Genomic DNA, 14,474 nt, shown 5'->3' with positions numbered 1-14,474 from the left:
GGTACTGCTATGCGTGTTTTACTGGCCCCAATGGAAGGCGTGCTCGACTCCCTCGTGCGCGAGCTTCTGACCGAGGTGAATGATTACGATCTCTGCGTGACAGAGTTTCTGCGCGTGGTCGATATGTTGTTGCCGGTAAAATCCTTCTTCCGCCTGTGCCCCGAGCTGCACAACCAGAGCCGGACCTCTTCCGGCACGCTGGTGCGTATTCAGCTGCTCGGCCAGTATCCTGAATGGCTGGCGGAAAACGCCGCCCGCGCGGTTGAGCTGGGCTCTTACGGGGTGGATCTCAACTGCGGCTGCCCGTCGAAGCTGGTCAACGGCAGCGGCGGCGGAGCGACGTTGCTGAAAGATCCTGAGCTGATTTACCGCGGCGCGAAAGCCATGCGTGAGGCCGTGCCTACGCATTTGCCGGTGACGGTGAAGGTGCGCCTGGGGTGGGACAGCGACGCGAGGCAGTTTGAAATCGCCGATGCGGTGCAGCAGGCCGGGGCCACCGAGCTGGTGGTGCATGGCCGCACCAAAGACGATGGCTACAAGGCCGAGCGCATTAACTGGCAGGCGATCGGCGAGATCCGCAAGCGCCTCACCATTCCGGTGATCGCCAACGGTGAAATCTGGGATTACGAGAGCGCGCAGGCCTGTCTGCAGGCCACCGGCTGCGATGCGGTGATGATCGGTCGCGGCGCGTTGAATGTGCCCAACCTCAGCCGGGTGGTAAAATATAACGAGCCGCGAATGCCGTGGGCAGACGTCGTTACGCTGCTGCAAAAATACAGCCGACTGGAAAAGCAAGGCGATACCGGTTTGTATCACGTCGCGCGAATTAAACAGTGGCTGAGTTATTTACGCAAAGAGTACGATGAAGCGCTGGGATTATTTCAGGAGATTCGGACATTACAGACTTCGTCTGATATTGCCCGGGTGATTCAGTCAAAATAATAAGCGTTAAATTGCTCACACTTTTTTAAATCAGAAAAAAGTTCAGGTTTTCAACGTGGCGCGACGGTGTTAAGGTGCCACTGTTTTCAACGCAGGATTGTTACTGTCTAACAGGCAAAACCTAAGCGTTTCACAGCATTTTCGCTGTGGAGCGCTTAGGTTTTTTTTTGCCTCTCGTTTACGCAGGAGAGAAATTTGGCTTAGCGCTTTTTACTGATTTTAAAAAAATGAAATATCGACAGGAAATAGAAAAGTTTCCTGCGGCCGGTTACGCACAAAATACTCAATCACAGGTTGTTATTATGGCATATAAAAATAAACTCTATGCGTTCGCCTTATTGACGATATCCCCGCTGTCAATGGCGCAGGACTGGAACGGAACGGTATTAGGGTTTGAGGCTCCGCCGGAGCCTGTTCTGGGCGAAATGCTCGGCATACGTAAAATCCTTAACGATAACGGTTTTACCTATAACCTCGGATACCTGAATGAAATTGGCTGGAACGGCGGTGGCGGATATAACCACGACTCCCACGTGGCCTATATCGACCAGTTTGCGCTGACCTTCAACCAGGATCTTGAGCGCTGGAGCGCTATCCCGGATGCGCGTATCGAAGGGAACATCGTCAACCGTAACCACAATGACGACCTCACCACCAAACGCGTGCAGGACCCTCGCGTCAACTTTAACGACCTGACCCAGGAGAGCTGGGGCGGGCAGTCCATTACCCGTCTGGGCTGGCTGACCTTTGCCCGCAGCTTTGACGACCGGCGTCTGACCTGGCGCATCGGGATGATGAACAAGGTGCAAACCTTCGATCAAATCATCCCCTGTGATTTCCAGCTGCTTTCGCAGTGCGGCGGGAAGTCAGCCAACTCGCTGACGTGGAACAACTGGAACGTTCACACCTGGGGCACCACGCTTGCGTATAAATTAACGCCGACGCTGACCCTGAAGGGCGGCGTGATGGAGCAAAACCCGGACGCCTCCAGCCGCAGCCACGCCTGGAGCTGGTCGACGAAGGGCAGCAAAGGGGTTTTACTGCCGGTTGAAATCGAAGCGCGTCCGCTGGTTAACGGCCTGCCGGGCGCGTACAACCTGGGCGTGGTGTTTACAACGCGCCGCAAACCGATCTCTATCGCGGCAAATCCGGCGGGGCGGGCGCGACGGATCCGGACGGGTTTGAAACCCACAGCCGGACCTGGTTCATGTACGCCGGACTAAACCAGCAGCTTACGCAGCATCAGGACGATCCGAATCGTGGGTTGAGCACCTCTTTCAGCATGAGCCTTGCGGATCAGAGTACCAACTACATGCACCAGGTTTACGCCGCCTCGCTGCGCTACCGCGGGCTGTTTGACGCGCGACCGGAAGACTGGATTGGCTTTGGCTTGACCTGGATTGATATGAGTAGCCAGTACGCCCGCAATCAGCGCTATATGAACAGCCTGAGCGGCGTGTCGGACTATAACGATCCGGCGTATCGTCCGGTGCCGGGCCACTCCCTGAACGGCGAGTTTTACTACCGTTTTCGTCCAGTGCCGTGGCTTGAACTGCAGCCGGGCATTCAGTACTGGCACCATCCCGGCGGGGTCAGTCGCACCCAGGATGCCTGGGTTACCGAGCTGAAAACGGTGGTGAGCTTCTGATATCACCGTAGCAAGTTCGATCCGCGTCACGTTTCTGACGCGTGATGCATTGAGGCTATGAATGAAACTGATAGAGTGCCAGAACTGGATTGTTACTGCTTAGGCAGGCAAAACCTGATTTTCTGGCATCTGCCGGAGGTCAGGTTTTTTTGTTTCTGGGGTTCAGATGAAAATCGCCAAGATACTCAATAATAACGTGGTGGTTGTTCAGGATGAGCGCGGGCGCGAACAGGTGGTGATGGGCCGTGGGCTGGCCTTTCAGAAGCGCGTCGGCGAAGCGCTGGATACCGCGTTGGTTGAAAAGGTGTTTGCGTTACAAAGCGATGAACTGGTGCGTCGGCTTGGGGAGCTGCTGAGTCAAATTCCGCTGGAGGTAATGACCACCTGCGACCGCATCATCGGGCTGGCGGCGCAGCGGCTGGGCAAGCTGCAGGAGAGTTTGTATATCACCCTCACCGACCACTGCTACTTTGCGATTGAGCGGCAGAAGAACGGGCTGGCCATCAAAAACGTGCTGCTGTGGGATATTAAACGGCTGTATCCGAAGGAGTTCGAATTAGGGCAGGAGGCGCGGGCCATTATCGCCAGACGCCTGAACGTCGAGCTGGAGGAGGATGAGGCCGGGTTTATCGCGCTGCATCTGGTCACCGCGCAGCTGAACAGCGAAATGCCGGAAGTGATGCACGTGACGCGGGTGATGCAGGAGATCCTGCAGCTGGTGAAGTATCAGCTGCAGCTTGAGTACGATGAAGACTCGCTCAGCTATCAGCGTTTTGTCACCCACCTGAAGTTTTTTGCCCAGCGGATGCTGACCCGCACCGTGGTGGAAGATGACGACGTCTCGCTGCATACCGCGGTAAAAGACAACTACGCGAAAGCGTGGAAATGCGCCGAGAAAATCGCCCAGCACCTGAACAAAAGCTATCAGCGTGAGCTGACGACCGAAGAAATTATGTTCCTCGCCATTCATATTGAGCGGGTGAGAAAAGAGGGGCGTTAAGCCTCAAAACAGGATTGTTACTGCATCTCGCAGGCAAAACCTGAGCGCGGCCTTCGTCAGAAGGTCGTTCTCGGGTTTTTTTATTTTTTATACTCAGTCAACAGGTGCCTGCAGGCATCGGATGTAAGGAAATCGAGATGGAATACCAGGCTTTAGCGAAGGATATTCTCGGCCACGTTGGCGGAAAAGAGAACATCGTCAGTCTTGTACACTGCGCGACCCGGCTTCGCTTCAAACTGAAAGAGAATCAACGGGCGGATGCCGAAGGGCTAAAGAAAAACCCGGGCGTGATCATGGTGGTCGAAAGCGGCGGCCAGTTCCAGGTGGTGATTGGCAACCACGTTCACGACGTCTGGCAGGCGGTGCGCAATGAGGCAGGCCTTACCGATGACGCACCTGTCGTGGAAGAGCGGGGCGAAAAAGGGAATCTGCTGGGCCGCCTGATCGACATCGTCTCCGGTATCTTTACCCCGTTTATCGGCATTCTGGCCGCGTCCGGTATTCTGAAAGGGCTGCTGGCGCTGGCGGTTGTCTGCGGCTGGCTCACCATCGAAAGCGGCACCTATAAAATCTGGTTCGCCGCCAGCGACGCGCTGTTCTTCTTCTTCCCGCTGGTGCTGGGCTATACCGCCGGGAAAAAATTCGGCGGCAATCCGTTTATTACCATGGTGATCGGCGGGGCGCTTACCCATCCGATGATGATTGCGGCGTTTAACGCCAGCCAGCAGCCGGGCGCGGTATCGGACGCCTTTTTGGGCATTCCTGTCACCTGGTTTAACTACAGCTCGTCGGTGATCCCGATTATTCTCGCCTCGTGGGTGAGCTGCTGGCTGGAAAAACAGAGCACCAGGCTGCTGCCTTCCTCGATGAAAAACTTCTTCGCGCCGCTGATCTGCTTAGGATTAACCGTGCCGCTGACCTTCCTCGCGATCGGGCCGCTGGCGACCTGGCTGAGCCAGATGCTGGCGAACGGCTATCAGAGTATTTACGTTCTGGCACCGTGGCTGGCGGGCGCGGCGATGGGCGCGCTGTGGCAGGTCTGCGTTATTTTTGGCCTGCACTGGGGGCTGGTGCCGCTGATGATTAACAACCTGGCGGTGCTGGGGCATGACTCCATGTTGCCGATGCTGTTGCCCGCGGTGTTTGGTCAGGTAGGGGCAGCGCTGGGGATCTTTCTGCGTACCCGCGATGCCCGTCAGAAGATGCTCGCGGGTTCATCGGTAACGGCAGGGATATTTGGTATTACCGAACCGGCCGTTTATGGCGTAAACCTGCCGCTGCGCCGCCCGTTTATCTTTGGCTGCGTGGCGGGGGCTATCGGCGGCGCGATTGTCGGCTTCAGCGATACCCACGTTTACTCCTTCGGCTTCGCCAATATCTTTACCATCGCCCAGATGATTCCGCCGGGTGGGGTAAACGCCACGCTGTGGGGCGGCGTGATCGGCACCGCGGTAGCGCTGGTGCTGAGCTGCGGCCTGACGCTGGCGGCGGGCATGCCGGGACGCGCAGCGCCGGAAGCTGCGGTTACGGCAGGGGAAAACGATGTCTTATCCCCGATGAGCGGGACCGTTCTGGCGCTTGACCAGGTGCCGGATACCACGTTTGCCAGCGGCCTGCTGGGCAGCGGTGCCGCGATTATTCCCTCCGATAACAAAGTGGTGGCCCCGTTTGCCGGCGTGGTGGCCTCTCTGTTCCAGACCAAACACGCCATAGGCCTGCTCAGCACCAGCGGGATTGAAGTGTTGATCCACGTGGGTATCGATACCGTAAAGCTCGACGGCAGGCCGTTTACCGCCCACGTGAAGGTGGGCGACAAGGTGCAGCCCGGCGATCTGCTGCTGGAGTTTGACCGACAGGCGATTATCGATGCCGGATACGACCTGGCGACCCCGATCATTATCAGTAACAGCGATGAGTATCGTGACGTGGTGACCGTGGCGGCAACGTCCGTCAATGCCGGTGCGCCGTTACTCAGCGTAAGCCATCAATAACAGGAGAACGTGATGAAAACTTTCCCGGACGATTTTTTATGGGGCGGCGCGGTTGCCGCGAATCAGGTAGAAGGCGCGTATCTGGAGGAGGGAAAAGGGCTGTCCACCTCAGACGTTCAGCCGCAGGGTGTCTTCGGCCCGGTGGTTGAGCGCGTGGCGGGCGACAGCGGCATCAAGGACGTCGCCATCGACTTCTATCACCGCTACTCGGAAGACATCAAACTGTTCGCTGAGATGGGCTTTAGCTGCCTGCGCGTCTCCATTGCCTGGACCCGCATTTTTCCGAACGGCGACGAGCAACAGCCTAACGAAGCGGGGCTGGCGTTTTACGACCGGCTGTTTGACGAGCTGGCAGCGCACAACATCACCCCGCTGGTGACGCTGTCGCATTACGAAATGCCGTGGGGACTGGTGAAGCAGTACGGCGGGTGGGGCAGCCGCCAGACCATTGGGTTCTTCGAGCGCTACGCCCGTACCGTGTTTGCGCGCTACAAGGAGAAGGTAAAGCTCTGGCTGACCTTCAACGAGATCAATATGTCCCTGCACGCGCCGATGACCGGCGTGGGCCTGCCGGAAACCAGCAGTAAAGGGGAGGTGTATCAGGCGATCCATCACCAGCTGGTGGCCAGCGCGCTGGCCGTGAAGGCCTGCCACGAGATTATCCCGGATGCCAGAATCGGTAACATGCTGCTGGGCGGCCTGATGTATCCGCTGACCTGCAAGCCGGAAGATGTACTGGAGACGCTGCAGGAAAACCGCGCGTGGCAATTCTTTGGCGACGTGCAGTGCCGTGGCGCCTACCCGGGCTATATGCAGCGCTTTTTCCGCGACAACGGTATTCAGCTTGAGGTCACGGATGCCGACCGCGAGGCGCTGAAATCGACCGTCGATTTTATCTCGTTCAGCTACTACATGACGGGCTGCGTCACCGCGGATGAGGCCCTCAACCAGCAGGCGCGCGGCAACATCCTGAGCATGGTGCCTAACCCGCATCTGGCAAGTTCCGAATGGGGCTGGCAGATTGACCCCATCGGCCTGCGTACCCTGTTAAACGTGCTCTGGGATCGCTATCAGAAGCCGTTGTTTATCGTGGAAAATGGCCTGGGGGCGAAGGATAAACCGGATGCGAACGGCGTGGTGCAGGATGACTATCGCATTAGCTACCTTAACGACCACCTGGTGCAGGTGCGTGAAGCGATTGACGACGGCGTTGAGGTGATGGGGTATACCAGCTGGGGGCCAATCGACCTGGTGAGCGCGTCTAAAGCTGAACTCTCTAAGCGCTACGGCTTTATTTACGTCGATCGCGATGACAGCGGAAAAGGCACGCTGGCGCGCAGCCGTAAGAAAAGTTTCTACTGGTATAAAGAGGTTATTGCGACGAAAGGGGCTTCGCTGAAAGCGTAATTAACAGGTCAACCTGACACGGGAGGTGAACTTGTCGGGTTGATTATTTTTAAATTGCATAATTAAAGTTAAATAATAATTTTGGTGAATATTTTTCTGTATATTTAAATATATGACAATTTGCGGATTGCCACGCATTACTAAAAACACAAACAACATCAAGCGTAACGTGCGCCTTTATTTTTTGAGTGTATGGCGTAATGAAACGTTCTCTTATTTTATCTCTGAGCGCACCCTTCGTTTTTATTCTGGCAGCCTGTGCGCCTGAACATGCCACGGTGTCTCCCATTAAAACGCAAACCGCTGCGGCGTCGGTGAATACGGTTCTGAATCATCAGGACTGGCCGAAAAATGAGTGGTGGAAAGCGTATAACGATCCCCAGCTTAACGGGCTGATTGCGAAAGCGTTGAGCGATGCACCGGATATGCAGATTGCCCGCCAGCGCATTACGCTTGCCGAAGCCCAAGCCAAAGCCGCAATGGCCGCTGACGGTCCGCAGATTGATTTTTCCGCCGATGCGGAACGCCAGAAAATGTCCGCCGAAGGGCTGATGGGGCCTTTTGCCCTTACCGACCCGGCTGCAGGCACCACCGGGCCGTGGTACACCAACGGCACCTTCGGCCTGACCGCTGGCTGGGAGCTCGATCTGTGGGGGAAAAATCGCGCCCGGGTCGAGGCCCGGATTGGCAAAGTGAATGCGCAAAAAGCGGAGCTGGAGCAAACCCGCCAGCTGCTGGCCAGCAGCGTGGCGCGGCTCTACTGGGAGTGGCAAACTCAGGCCGCCGCGAGGGAGGTTCTCGCGCAGATCAAACATGAGCAGGACAACATAATCGGCGCCGACCGCGAACTGTACCAGCACGGGATCACCTCCTCCGTGGAGGGTGTGGAAACCGATATCAACGCCAACAAAACCGAAGAGCAGCTGGCAGAAGTCAACGGGAAGATGAAAGCCGTAGAGGCGCGCCTGGTCGCACTGACTAACTCTTCCTCCGTGACGCTTACGCGGCATGAGTTGCCGACGGTCGACGCCGCGCTACCGCCGACGCTCGGTTATGAACTGCTGGCACGCCGTCCGGATCTTCAGGAGGCGCACTGGTATATCGAAGCCTCCATGAGCGAGGTGGAGGCCGCCAGAGCGGCTTTCTATCCTGACGTGAACCTGATGGCGTTCCTACAGCAGGATGCCCTCCATCTGAGCGATCTGTTTCGCGCTTCAGCGCAGCAGATGGGCGTGACCGCCAGGCTGACGCTGCCGATCTTCGACAGCGGCAGGCTGAACGCCAGTCTGGATATCGCCCAGGCGCAAAATAATCTCTCGGTGGCAAACTACAACAAAGCGGGGGTCGAAGCGGTCAATCAGGTGGCGCGCACGGCCAGTGAAGTCGAAACGCTGACGGCGAAGAACCGCCATCAGCAGCAGGTCGAAAAAGATGCGGCGCGGGTTGTGGCGCTGGCGCAGGCGCGTTTCAGCGCGGGGATCGTTGCGGGCTCGCGGGTCAGTGAAGCCAGGATCCCGGCACTCAGGGAAGACCTCGCCGGATTGTTGCTGAAAGGCCAGTATGTCGACGCCACGCTGCAGCTGACGTCGGCGCTGGGCGGTGGCTATCATCATGGCTAAAAAAGGTCATTATCTATACTTACCTCTTTGCAGTTTTTCAGGAGGTGAGTATGACCAGAGTAGCGATAGTGACCGCATCGGATTCCGGGATTGGTAAAACCACGGCGCTGATGCTCGCAGAGCGCGGGTTTGATATTGGCGTCACCTGGCACTCGGATGAGAAAGGAGCGCTGGAAACCTGCCGCGAAGTTGAAGCGCAGGGGCAGCGCGCAGAGGCTATCCATCTTGATTTAAGCACGCTGCCGGATGGCGCAAAGGCTATTGAAACGCTGATTGCGCGTTTCGGGCGGCTGGACGTGCTGGTCAATAATGCGGGTGCGATGACCAAAGCGCCGTTCCTTGAGATGCCGTTTGACGACTGGCGGAACATTTTCACCGTCGACGTGGACGGCGCGTTTCTCTGTTCACAAATTGCCGCCCGGCAGATGGTGAAGCAGGGGAAAGGAGGGCGGATTGTGAACATTACCTCGGTGCACGAGCACACGCCGCTGCCGGAGGCGAGCGCCTACACGGCAGCAAAACACGCGCTCGGCGGGTTAACCAAATCCATGGCGATGGAACTGGTTAAACACAACATTTTGGTGAACGCCGTCGCGCCGGGAGCCATTGCCACACCGATGAACGACATGGACGACAGCGAAGTGAAGGAAGGCTCAATGCCGGAAATCCCGCTGGCAAGACCGGGCCACACCAAAGAGATTGCCAGCCTGGTGGCATGGCTGTGCGACAGCGACGCCAGCTACACGACGGGGCAATCTTTTATTGTCGACGGGGGCTTTATGCTGGCTAACCCGCAGTTTAAGCCGGAGGGGTAGGTTCCCCCTCTCCCTGTGAGAGAGTGTTTTAGTTCCCTCTCCCTGTGGGAGAGGGTTAGGGTGAGGGCATCAGGCCGCATCCGGCTACTCCTCATCCCGCGTCTTATCCCGATGCTTCAGCCACAGCCTGACCCCAATCACCGCCACCACCACCAGAATCAGCCACGCCCAGTGCTTCAGGTGCTGGTCGAGATTATGCAGCCACGGGCCAATCACTTCGCCCCCGACGTAGCCGAGCGTCGTAAAGATCAGCGCCCAGGCAATCGCACCAAGAACATTGAGCGGCAGGAAAATTTTTGGCGGCAGATGGCTGGCGCCAATCAGTATCGGCCCGATAATGCGAAAGCCATACATAAAGCGCGTGCCGATGACGAACAGATAGGGATGACGCTGAATGAGCCGTTGAGCACGACGGATTTTCTTCTGATGCTTTGCGAAACGCTTAAGCAGCGTGGGACCGAAGCGCAGCCCGAGAAAGTAGAGCAGCTGATCGCCAATCATTCCGCCGAGCGCGACCGCTGCGACGACCAGCGGGAATTTCAGCAATCCCTGATGCGCGGCGACGCCCCCTAACAGCGTGATGGTTTCACCTTCTGCCACGCTACCGATGACCAGCGCGGCATATCCATATTGTTCAATAAGTGCGTTAATATCCATTACGTGAATGTTATCTCCCTCTGCTTACCTCGTTTAATCATATACCCCATGAATCAACAGCGGGGAAATCAACGGAAATTTCCCACTGTACAGAAAATAATCTAAAGCCTGCATTATACTTAAGGTATCGCTGACGGGCCGACAACAAGGGGGCGCTATGAACCATGTCTGGGGACTTTTCTCCCATCCCGATCGTGAAATGCATGTCATTAAAAGTGAGAACGAAACGGTCTCGCATCATTACACGCACCATGTGCTGCTGATGGCTGCGGTGCCGGTAATATGCGCCTTTATCGGAACAACACAAATCGGCTGGAACTTCGGTGATGGCACCGTGGTTCAGCTTTCCTGGTTTACCGGACTCTATCTGGCCATCGTTTTTTATGGCCTGATGCTGGCGGGTGTGGCGGTAATGGGGCGCGTCATTCACTGGATGGCGCGTAACTACCCGCAACGTCCATCGCTGGCGCACTGTATGGTCTTTGCCGGATATGTCGCGACCCCGCTGTTCTTAAGCGGTATTGTTGCGCTCTATCCACTGGTCTGGCTGTGCGCGCTGATCGGTACCATTGCCCTCTTTTACACCGGGTATCTGCTGTATCTGGGGGTTCCTACCTTCCTGAATATCAATAAAGAAGAGGGCCTGAGTTTTTCCAGTTCAACACTCGCTATCGGGGTGCTGGTGCTGGAGGCGCTATTGGCGCTGACGGTTATTCTTTGGGGTTACGGATACCGTCTCTTCTGAGTTCACTGCATTGCTGGCGTAAATGCCAGCAATGCAGCATCTGTTCACGATTATCCGCTGGCGACAACGCCCGGTGACCGCTATGATGCCGAAGCCAGCCTGTGTTTATCCGTTGATACAGGCGGTGTACGTCATTACGTGCGTGAATAATTATCAGAAGTCTCACCATGCTGAAATTCCGAGTCTCTTTACTTAGCCTGGCGCTGCTGCTGGGCGCGTCCGCTGCCGTGCCGGCCGTCGCTAAAACGCCCGCGGTGACCGCCGCCGCTGCTCAGCCGCAAATTGCGTCCGGCAGCGCGATGATTGTCGATCTCAACACCAATAAGGTGATTTACGCCAGCCATCCGGACCTGGTGCGCCCGATCGCCTCGATTACCAAATTAATGACCGCGATGGTGGTGCTTGATGCACATCTGCCGCTGGACGAAAAATTGAAAGTGGATATCAGCCACACGCCGGAGATGAAGGGGATCTACTCTCGCGTGCGTCTGAACAGTGAAATCAGCCGTAAAAATATGCTGCTGCTGGCGCTGATGTCGTCTGAAAACCGTGCGGCGGCGAGCCTGGCGCACCACTATCCGGGCGGCTACGACGCCTTTATCCGCGCGATGAACGCGAAAGCCAAAGCGCTGGGAATGACCAATACGCATTATGTTGAACCGACGGGACTGTCGATCAACAACGTCTCCACGGCCCGCGATCTGACGAAACTGCTGATTGCCAGCAAGCAGTATCCGCTGATTGGTCAGCTCAGCACCACCCGTGAAGAGATGGCGACCTTTGCGAACCCGGCCTATACGCTGCCGTTCCGCAACACTAACCATCTGGTATACCGCGATAACTGGAACATTCAGTTAACGAAAACCGGCTTTACCAACGCGGCAGGACACTGTCTGGTGATGCGCACCGTGTTTAACGGTAAGCCGGTGGCGCTGGTGGTGATGGATGCCTTCGGCAAATATACCCACTTCGCGGACGCGAGCCGTCTGCGTACCTGGATTGAAACCGGGAAAGTGCAGCCCGTTCCGGCCGCAGCATTGACGTATAAAAAGCAGAAAGCGGAACAGATGGCGACGGCGCAGAACGACTGAGTCGTTTGTGCGTGCTGATGCCCTCACCCCGACCCTCTCCCACAGGGAGAGGGAGAAAACACAAAAAACGGTAACCCAGTTACCGTTTTGCTTTTATTCCGGCAGCGTCCAGTCCCCATCGTTGAGCGAGCGCTGCATAATCACCGTATCCCGCCAGTCGCCTTTCTTATAGCCCACGCTGCGCAGCTGACCGACAATCACGAAACCGTGCTTTTTATGCAGCCGCAGCGAGCCGGAATTATTGTTCCCATCTCCCACAACGGCAATCATCTGCCGCCACGGGCCTTGCTCGCAGCGGGCGATTAGCGCATCCATTAATGCCGAGCCAAAACCGCGCCCGGTGATGCTGGCATCCACGTAAATCGACTCTTCCAGGGTATAGCGGTAGGCATGTCGCGGGCGGTAAGGCGTGGCGTAGCAGTAGCCCACCACGATGCCGCGATACAGCGCGATAAGCCACGGCAAACCGCTCTCAGCCACGCTTTTCATACGCTGACGCATTTCGTCGATGGTAGGGGGGACTTCTTCAAATGACGCGCGCCCGTGCAGCACATGCCAGGCATAGATGGCGGCGATGGCATGCACATCATCGGGAAGGGCATCGCGCACTTCCAGTTCGGTCTCGGATAAAACATCAATAGCCGACATGATGTGCCTGCTCCTCGTTATAGAATGCCGGAGAAACGTTCCTCCGGCGTCAGAGCGTCACTCTATTACGATTAAGGCATGCTAAACAATCTCTCAAATTTGGCTGTAGGAATTAATCAGACGCTTGCGTTACGCGCTGCACCGCATCTGCCTCTTCTTTCCAGTATTTCTTCCGCGTTGTTTTACCAATGCCGGGATTCATGCTGTTTGTAGGGTCATTCTCGCGATAAAACTGCTTAAGTGCGTCAGGGGCTTTATAAAGATGCCCGACGTTATGTTCCGCAGGATATTGTGCGCCGCGTTCGCGCAGCAGGGCGAGCATCTGCTCCTTCAGTTCGTGCGCATCGACCCCTTTTTTGACGATGTAATCCTGATGGAAGACATAACACATAAAGTGGCCGTAATAGAGCTTGTGCACCAGCTTGCTGTCGATTTCCGGCGGGAGGTGCTCAAACCACTCGGTGTCGTTACGGCGCAGGGCGATATCCAGCGCCAGAATATCTTCCACCTCTTCGGAATGCACCGCCTGATAGCGGATGGCGGCGCCTGCGGCGGCAAAACGATGCAGAAACGCTTTGCTGCCCTCTTCAGGCGTACAGGCAAAGAAATCCCCTTCGGCGGTTTTGAAGAATTCGGTCAGCCAGGACTGCGCTTCGGCAATTCCGTCTCCGGCCATTTTCAGCAGCAGGTGGTGCTCGTACCTATCGCGCCAGGTTTTCATTCGCTCCGGCAGATGCGCCGGGAAAACGTTGCCCAGCTTCTGCATAAAGCGGTCGGTAAAGTGGGGTTTGAACAGCGACACCTTCTCCAGCATCGCGTCGGTGCGTCCCTTCATGGTGAAGAAGAACGGCATTTTGTCGGTGCCGAGCTTGTCGATCATCAGGAAAGTATCTTTGCCGTAACGCTCGGCGATGTCGTAAATGTCCCGGTGCATGTACTCGCCCGCCACCGGCAGATGGGTGAATTCGCCCAGAATATGACGGCGGATCTCCGTCAGAACCTCAGGCTGATTGGTACCGATGTAAAACACCTGCTGCTTTTTCTCTGCCGGGAAGGTATCCAGACGCACGGCAAAAACGGCAAGCTTCCCGGCGCAGCCGGAGGATTCAAACAGGCGGTCCGGGTCGGCGTTGTAGCGCGCTGGCGTATCGGCGTCGATATCCCGCACGCGGGTCACGTAGTCGTGATCGTGCGCGTGGCGGCCATCGTGCTGCACGTCTTCGTCCTTCACGCGATCGTCGTCAAGCTTGCTGAGGATCTGTTCTGGCGTCACGCCGAGATCGATGCCCAGGTGGTTCACCAGCGTCAGCTTGCCGTTTTCGTCAATACGGGCAAACAGCGACATCTCGGTGTAGGCGGGACCGCGCTGGACCAGCGAGCCGCCGGAGTTGTTGCAGATCCCACCGACCACCGAGGCGCCAATACAGGAGGAGCCAATCACCGAGTGCGGCTCACGGCCCAGCGGCTTAAGCGCTTTTTCCAGGGAGTAAAGCGTCGTGCCGGGGAACGCGAGCACCTGCTCGCCTTTATCCAGCAGGTGCAGCTTGTCGAGGCGCAGGGTGCTGATAATCACGATGTCGCGATCGTAATCGTTGCCGTTCGGCGTGGAGCCTTCGGTCAGGCCGGTATTGGCGGCCTGCATTAAAATAATCTTGTCGGCGGCGACGCAGGCGCTCAGCACGCGCCACAGCTCCAGCAGCGTGCCGGGGAAGACCACCGCCAGCGCCTCGCCCTGACCGGAGCGGAAGCCTTTGCGGTAGCGGGCGGTTTTGGCCGGGTCGGTAAGCAGGTGAGAGGAGCCAACCAGGCGCGACAGTTCGTTAATAAAAGCCGTGTTATCGTTTGTTCGAACAGAAGTCATCTTCCACTCCTTGTGGTGGGGCAAATTTCTCGCTGTAAAGCATAGCGCGA

The 14,474-nt window shown here is 56.8% G+C and carries 10 protein-coding genes and 2 pseudogenes; 9 read left to right on the top strand and 3 right to left on the bottom strand.

The window, feature by feature from the left end; translation table 11 throughout:
- Positions 1 to 9: 9 nt before the first annotated feature.
- The 7 genes and pseudogenes from dusC (at position 10) to ACJ69_RS10950 (ending at position 9,422) form a co-directional block, all read left to right on the top strand.
- Positions 10 to 942: a tRNA dihydrouridine(16) synthase DusC gene (dusC, locus tag ACJ69_RS10980; RefSeq protein WP_059347042.1), complete on the top strand. Its 933-nt coding sequence runs from the start codon at positions 10 to 12 to the stop codon at positions 940 to 942.
- A gap of 359 nt (positions 943 to 1,301) precedes the next feature.
- Positions 1,302 to 2,590 (top strand): annotated as a pseudogene (locus ACJ69_RS10975) (carbohydrate porin).
- 166 nt (positions 2,591 to 2,756) lie between these two features.
- Positions 2,757 to 3,590 (top strand): BglG family transcription antiterminator LicT, encoded by an 834-nt coding sequence (gene licT, locus ACJ69_RS10970; RefSeq protein ID WP_032658940.1) that lies wholly within the window; start codon positions 2,757 to 2,759, stop codon positions 3,588 to 3,590.
- Positions 3,591 to 3,614: 24 nt separating this feature from the next.
- A pseudogene (gene bglF / locus ACJ69_RS10965) lies at positions 3,615 to 5,581 on the top strand (PTS beta-glucoside transporter subunit IIABC).
- A 12-nt stretch (positions 5,582 to 5,593) separates the two neighbouring features.
- Positions 5,594 to 6,988: a glycoside hydrolase family 1 protein gene (locus ACJ69_RS10960; RefSeq protein ID WP_054830294.1), complete on the top strand. Its 1,395-nt coding sequence runs from the start codon at positions 5,594 to 5,596 to the stop codon at positions 6,986 to 6,988.
- Positions 6,989 to 7,188: 200 nt separating this feature from the next.
- Positions 7,189 to 8,607 (top strand): multidrug resistance outer membrane protein MdtQ, encoded by a 1,419-nt coding sequence (gene mdtQ, locus ACJ69_RS10955; RefSeq protein ID WP_059347041.1) that lies wholly within the window; start codon positions 7,189 to 7,191, stop codon positions 8,605 to 8,607.
- Positions 8,608 to 8,657: 50 nt separating this feature from the next.
- Positions 8,658 to 9,422, top strand: a complete 765-nt coding sequence (locus ACJ69_RS10950; RefSeq protein WP_080750219.1) for an SDR family oxidoreductase — start codon at positions 8,658 to 8,660, stop codon at positions 9,420 to 9,422.
- A gap of 84 nt (positions 9,423 to 9,506) precedes the next feature.
- Here the strand turns inward: ACJ69_RS10950 and ACJ69_RS10945 are convergent, their stop codons facing one another.
- Complete coding sequence (locus tag ACJ69_RS10945; RefSeq protein ID WP_047647274.1) at positions 9,507 to 10,079, bottom strand: DedA family protein; 573 nt, start codon at positions 10,077 to 10,079, stop codon at positions 9,507 to 9,509.
- Between the two features lie 157 nt (positions 10,080 to 10,236).
- Here ACJ69_RS10945 and ACJ69_RS10940 point away from each other — a divergent pair, with 157 nt between their 5' ends.
- On the top strand, positions 10,237 to 10,824 hold the full coding sequence (locus tag ACJ69_RS10940) for a Yip1 family protein (protein WP_023312454.1): 588 nt from the start codon (positions 10,237 to 10,239) through the stop codon (positions 10,822 to 10,824).
- 167 nt (positions 10,825 to 10,991) lie between these two features.
- Entirely contained in the window at positions 10,992 to 11,915 is a 924-nt protein-coding gene (gene pbpG / locus ACJ69_RS10935; protein ID WP_023312453.1) for a D-alanyl-D-alanine endopeptidase, read from the top strand.
- A 93-nt stretch (positions 11,916 to 12,008) separates the two neighbouring features.
- On the opposite strand, the gene ACJ69_RS10930 is transcribed toward pbpG, so the two are convergent.
- Both ACJ69_RS10930 and dld read right to left on the bottom strand, forming a co-directional pair.
- The gene (locus ACJ69_RS10930) at positions 12,009 to 12,563 is read right to left on the bottom strand and encodes a GNAT family N-acetyltransferase (RefSeq protein WP_047647278.1); all 555 of its coding nucleotides are present in this window, start codon (positions 12,561 to 12,563) and stop codon (positions 12,009 to 12,011) included.
- 112 nt (positions 12,564 to 12,675) lie between these two features.
- Positions 12,676 to 14,424, bottom strand: a complete 1,749-nt coding sequence (dld, locus tag ACJ69_RS10925; protein ID WP_059347040.1) for a D-lactate dehydrogenase — start codon at positions 14,422 to 14,424, stop codon at positions 12,676 to 12,678.
- Positions 14,425 to 14,474 lie beyond the last annotated feature (50 nt).

The sequence above is a fragment of the Enterobacter asburiae genome (assembly GCF_001521715.1).
Classification (GTDB): Bacteria; Pseudomonadota; Gammaproteobacteria; order Enterobacterales; family Enterobacteriaceae; genus Enterobacter; species Enterobacter asburiae.
Note: the sequence above shows the minus strand (reverse complement) of the source record. Positions and strands in the feature narration are given on the sequence as shown.

Coding starts and splice junctions, on each gene's coding strand:
- ACJ69_RS10940 (WP_023312454.1), top strand. CDS start 10,237: ATGAACCATGTCTGGGGACTTTTCTCCCATCCCGATCGTGAAATGCAT.
- dld (WP_059347040.1), bottom strand. CDS start 14,424: ATGACTTCTGTTCGAACAAACGATAACACGGCTTTTATTAACGAACTG.
- ACJ69_RS10945 (WP_047647274.1), bottom strand. CDS start 10,079: ATGGATATTAACGCACTTATTGAACAATATGGATATGCCGCGCTGGTC.
- mdtQ (WP_059347041.1), top strand. CDS start 7,189: ATGAAACGTTCTCTTATTTTATCTCTGAGCGCACCCTTCGTTTTTATT.
- ACJ69_RS10950 (WP_080750219.1), top strand. CDS start 8,658: ATGACCAGAGTAGCGATAGTGACCGCATCGGATTCCGGGATTGGTAAA.
- ACJ69_RS10960 (WP_054830294.1), top strand. CDS start 5,594: ATGAAAACTTTCCCGGACGATTTTTTATGGGGCGGCGCGGTTGCCGCG.
- pbpG (WP_023312453.1), top strand. CDS start 10,992: ATGCTGAAATTCCGAGTCTCTTTACTTAGCCTGGCGCTGCTGCTGGGC.
- ACJ69_RS10930 (WP_047647278.1), bottom strand. CDS start 12,563: ATGTCGGCTATTGATGTTTTATCCGAGACCGAACTGGAAGTGCGCGAT.
- licT (WP_032658940.1), top strand. CDS start 2,757: ATGAAAATCGCCAAGATACTCAATAATAACGTGGTGGTTGTTCAGGAT.
- dusC (WP_059347042.1), top strand. CDS start 10: ATGCGTGTTTTACTGGCCCCAATGGAAGGCGTGCTCGACTCCCTCGTG.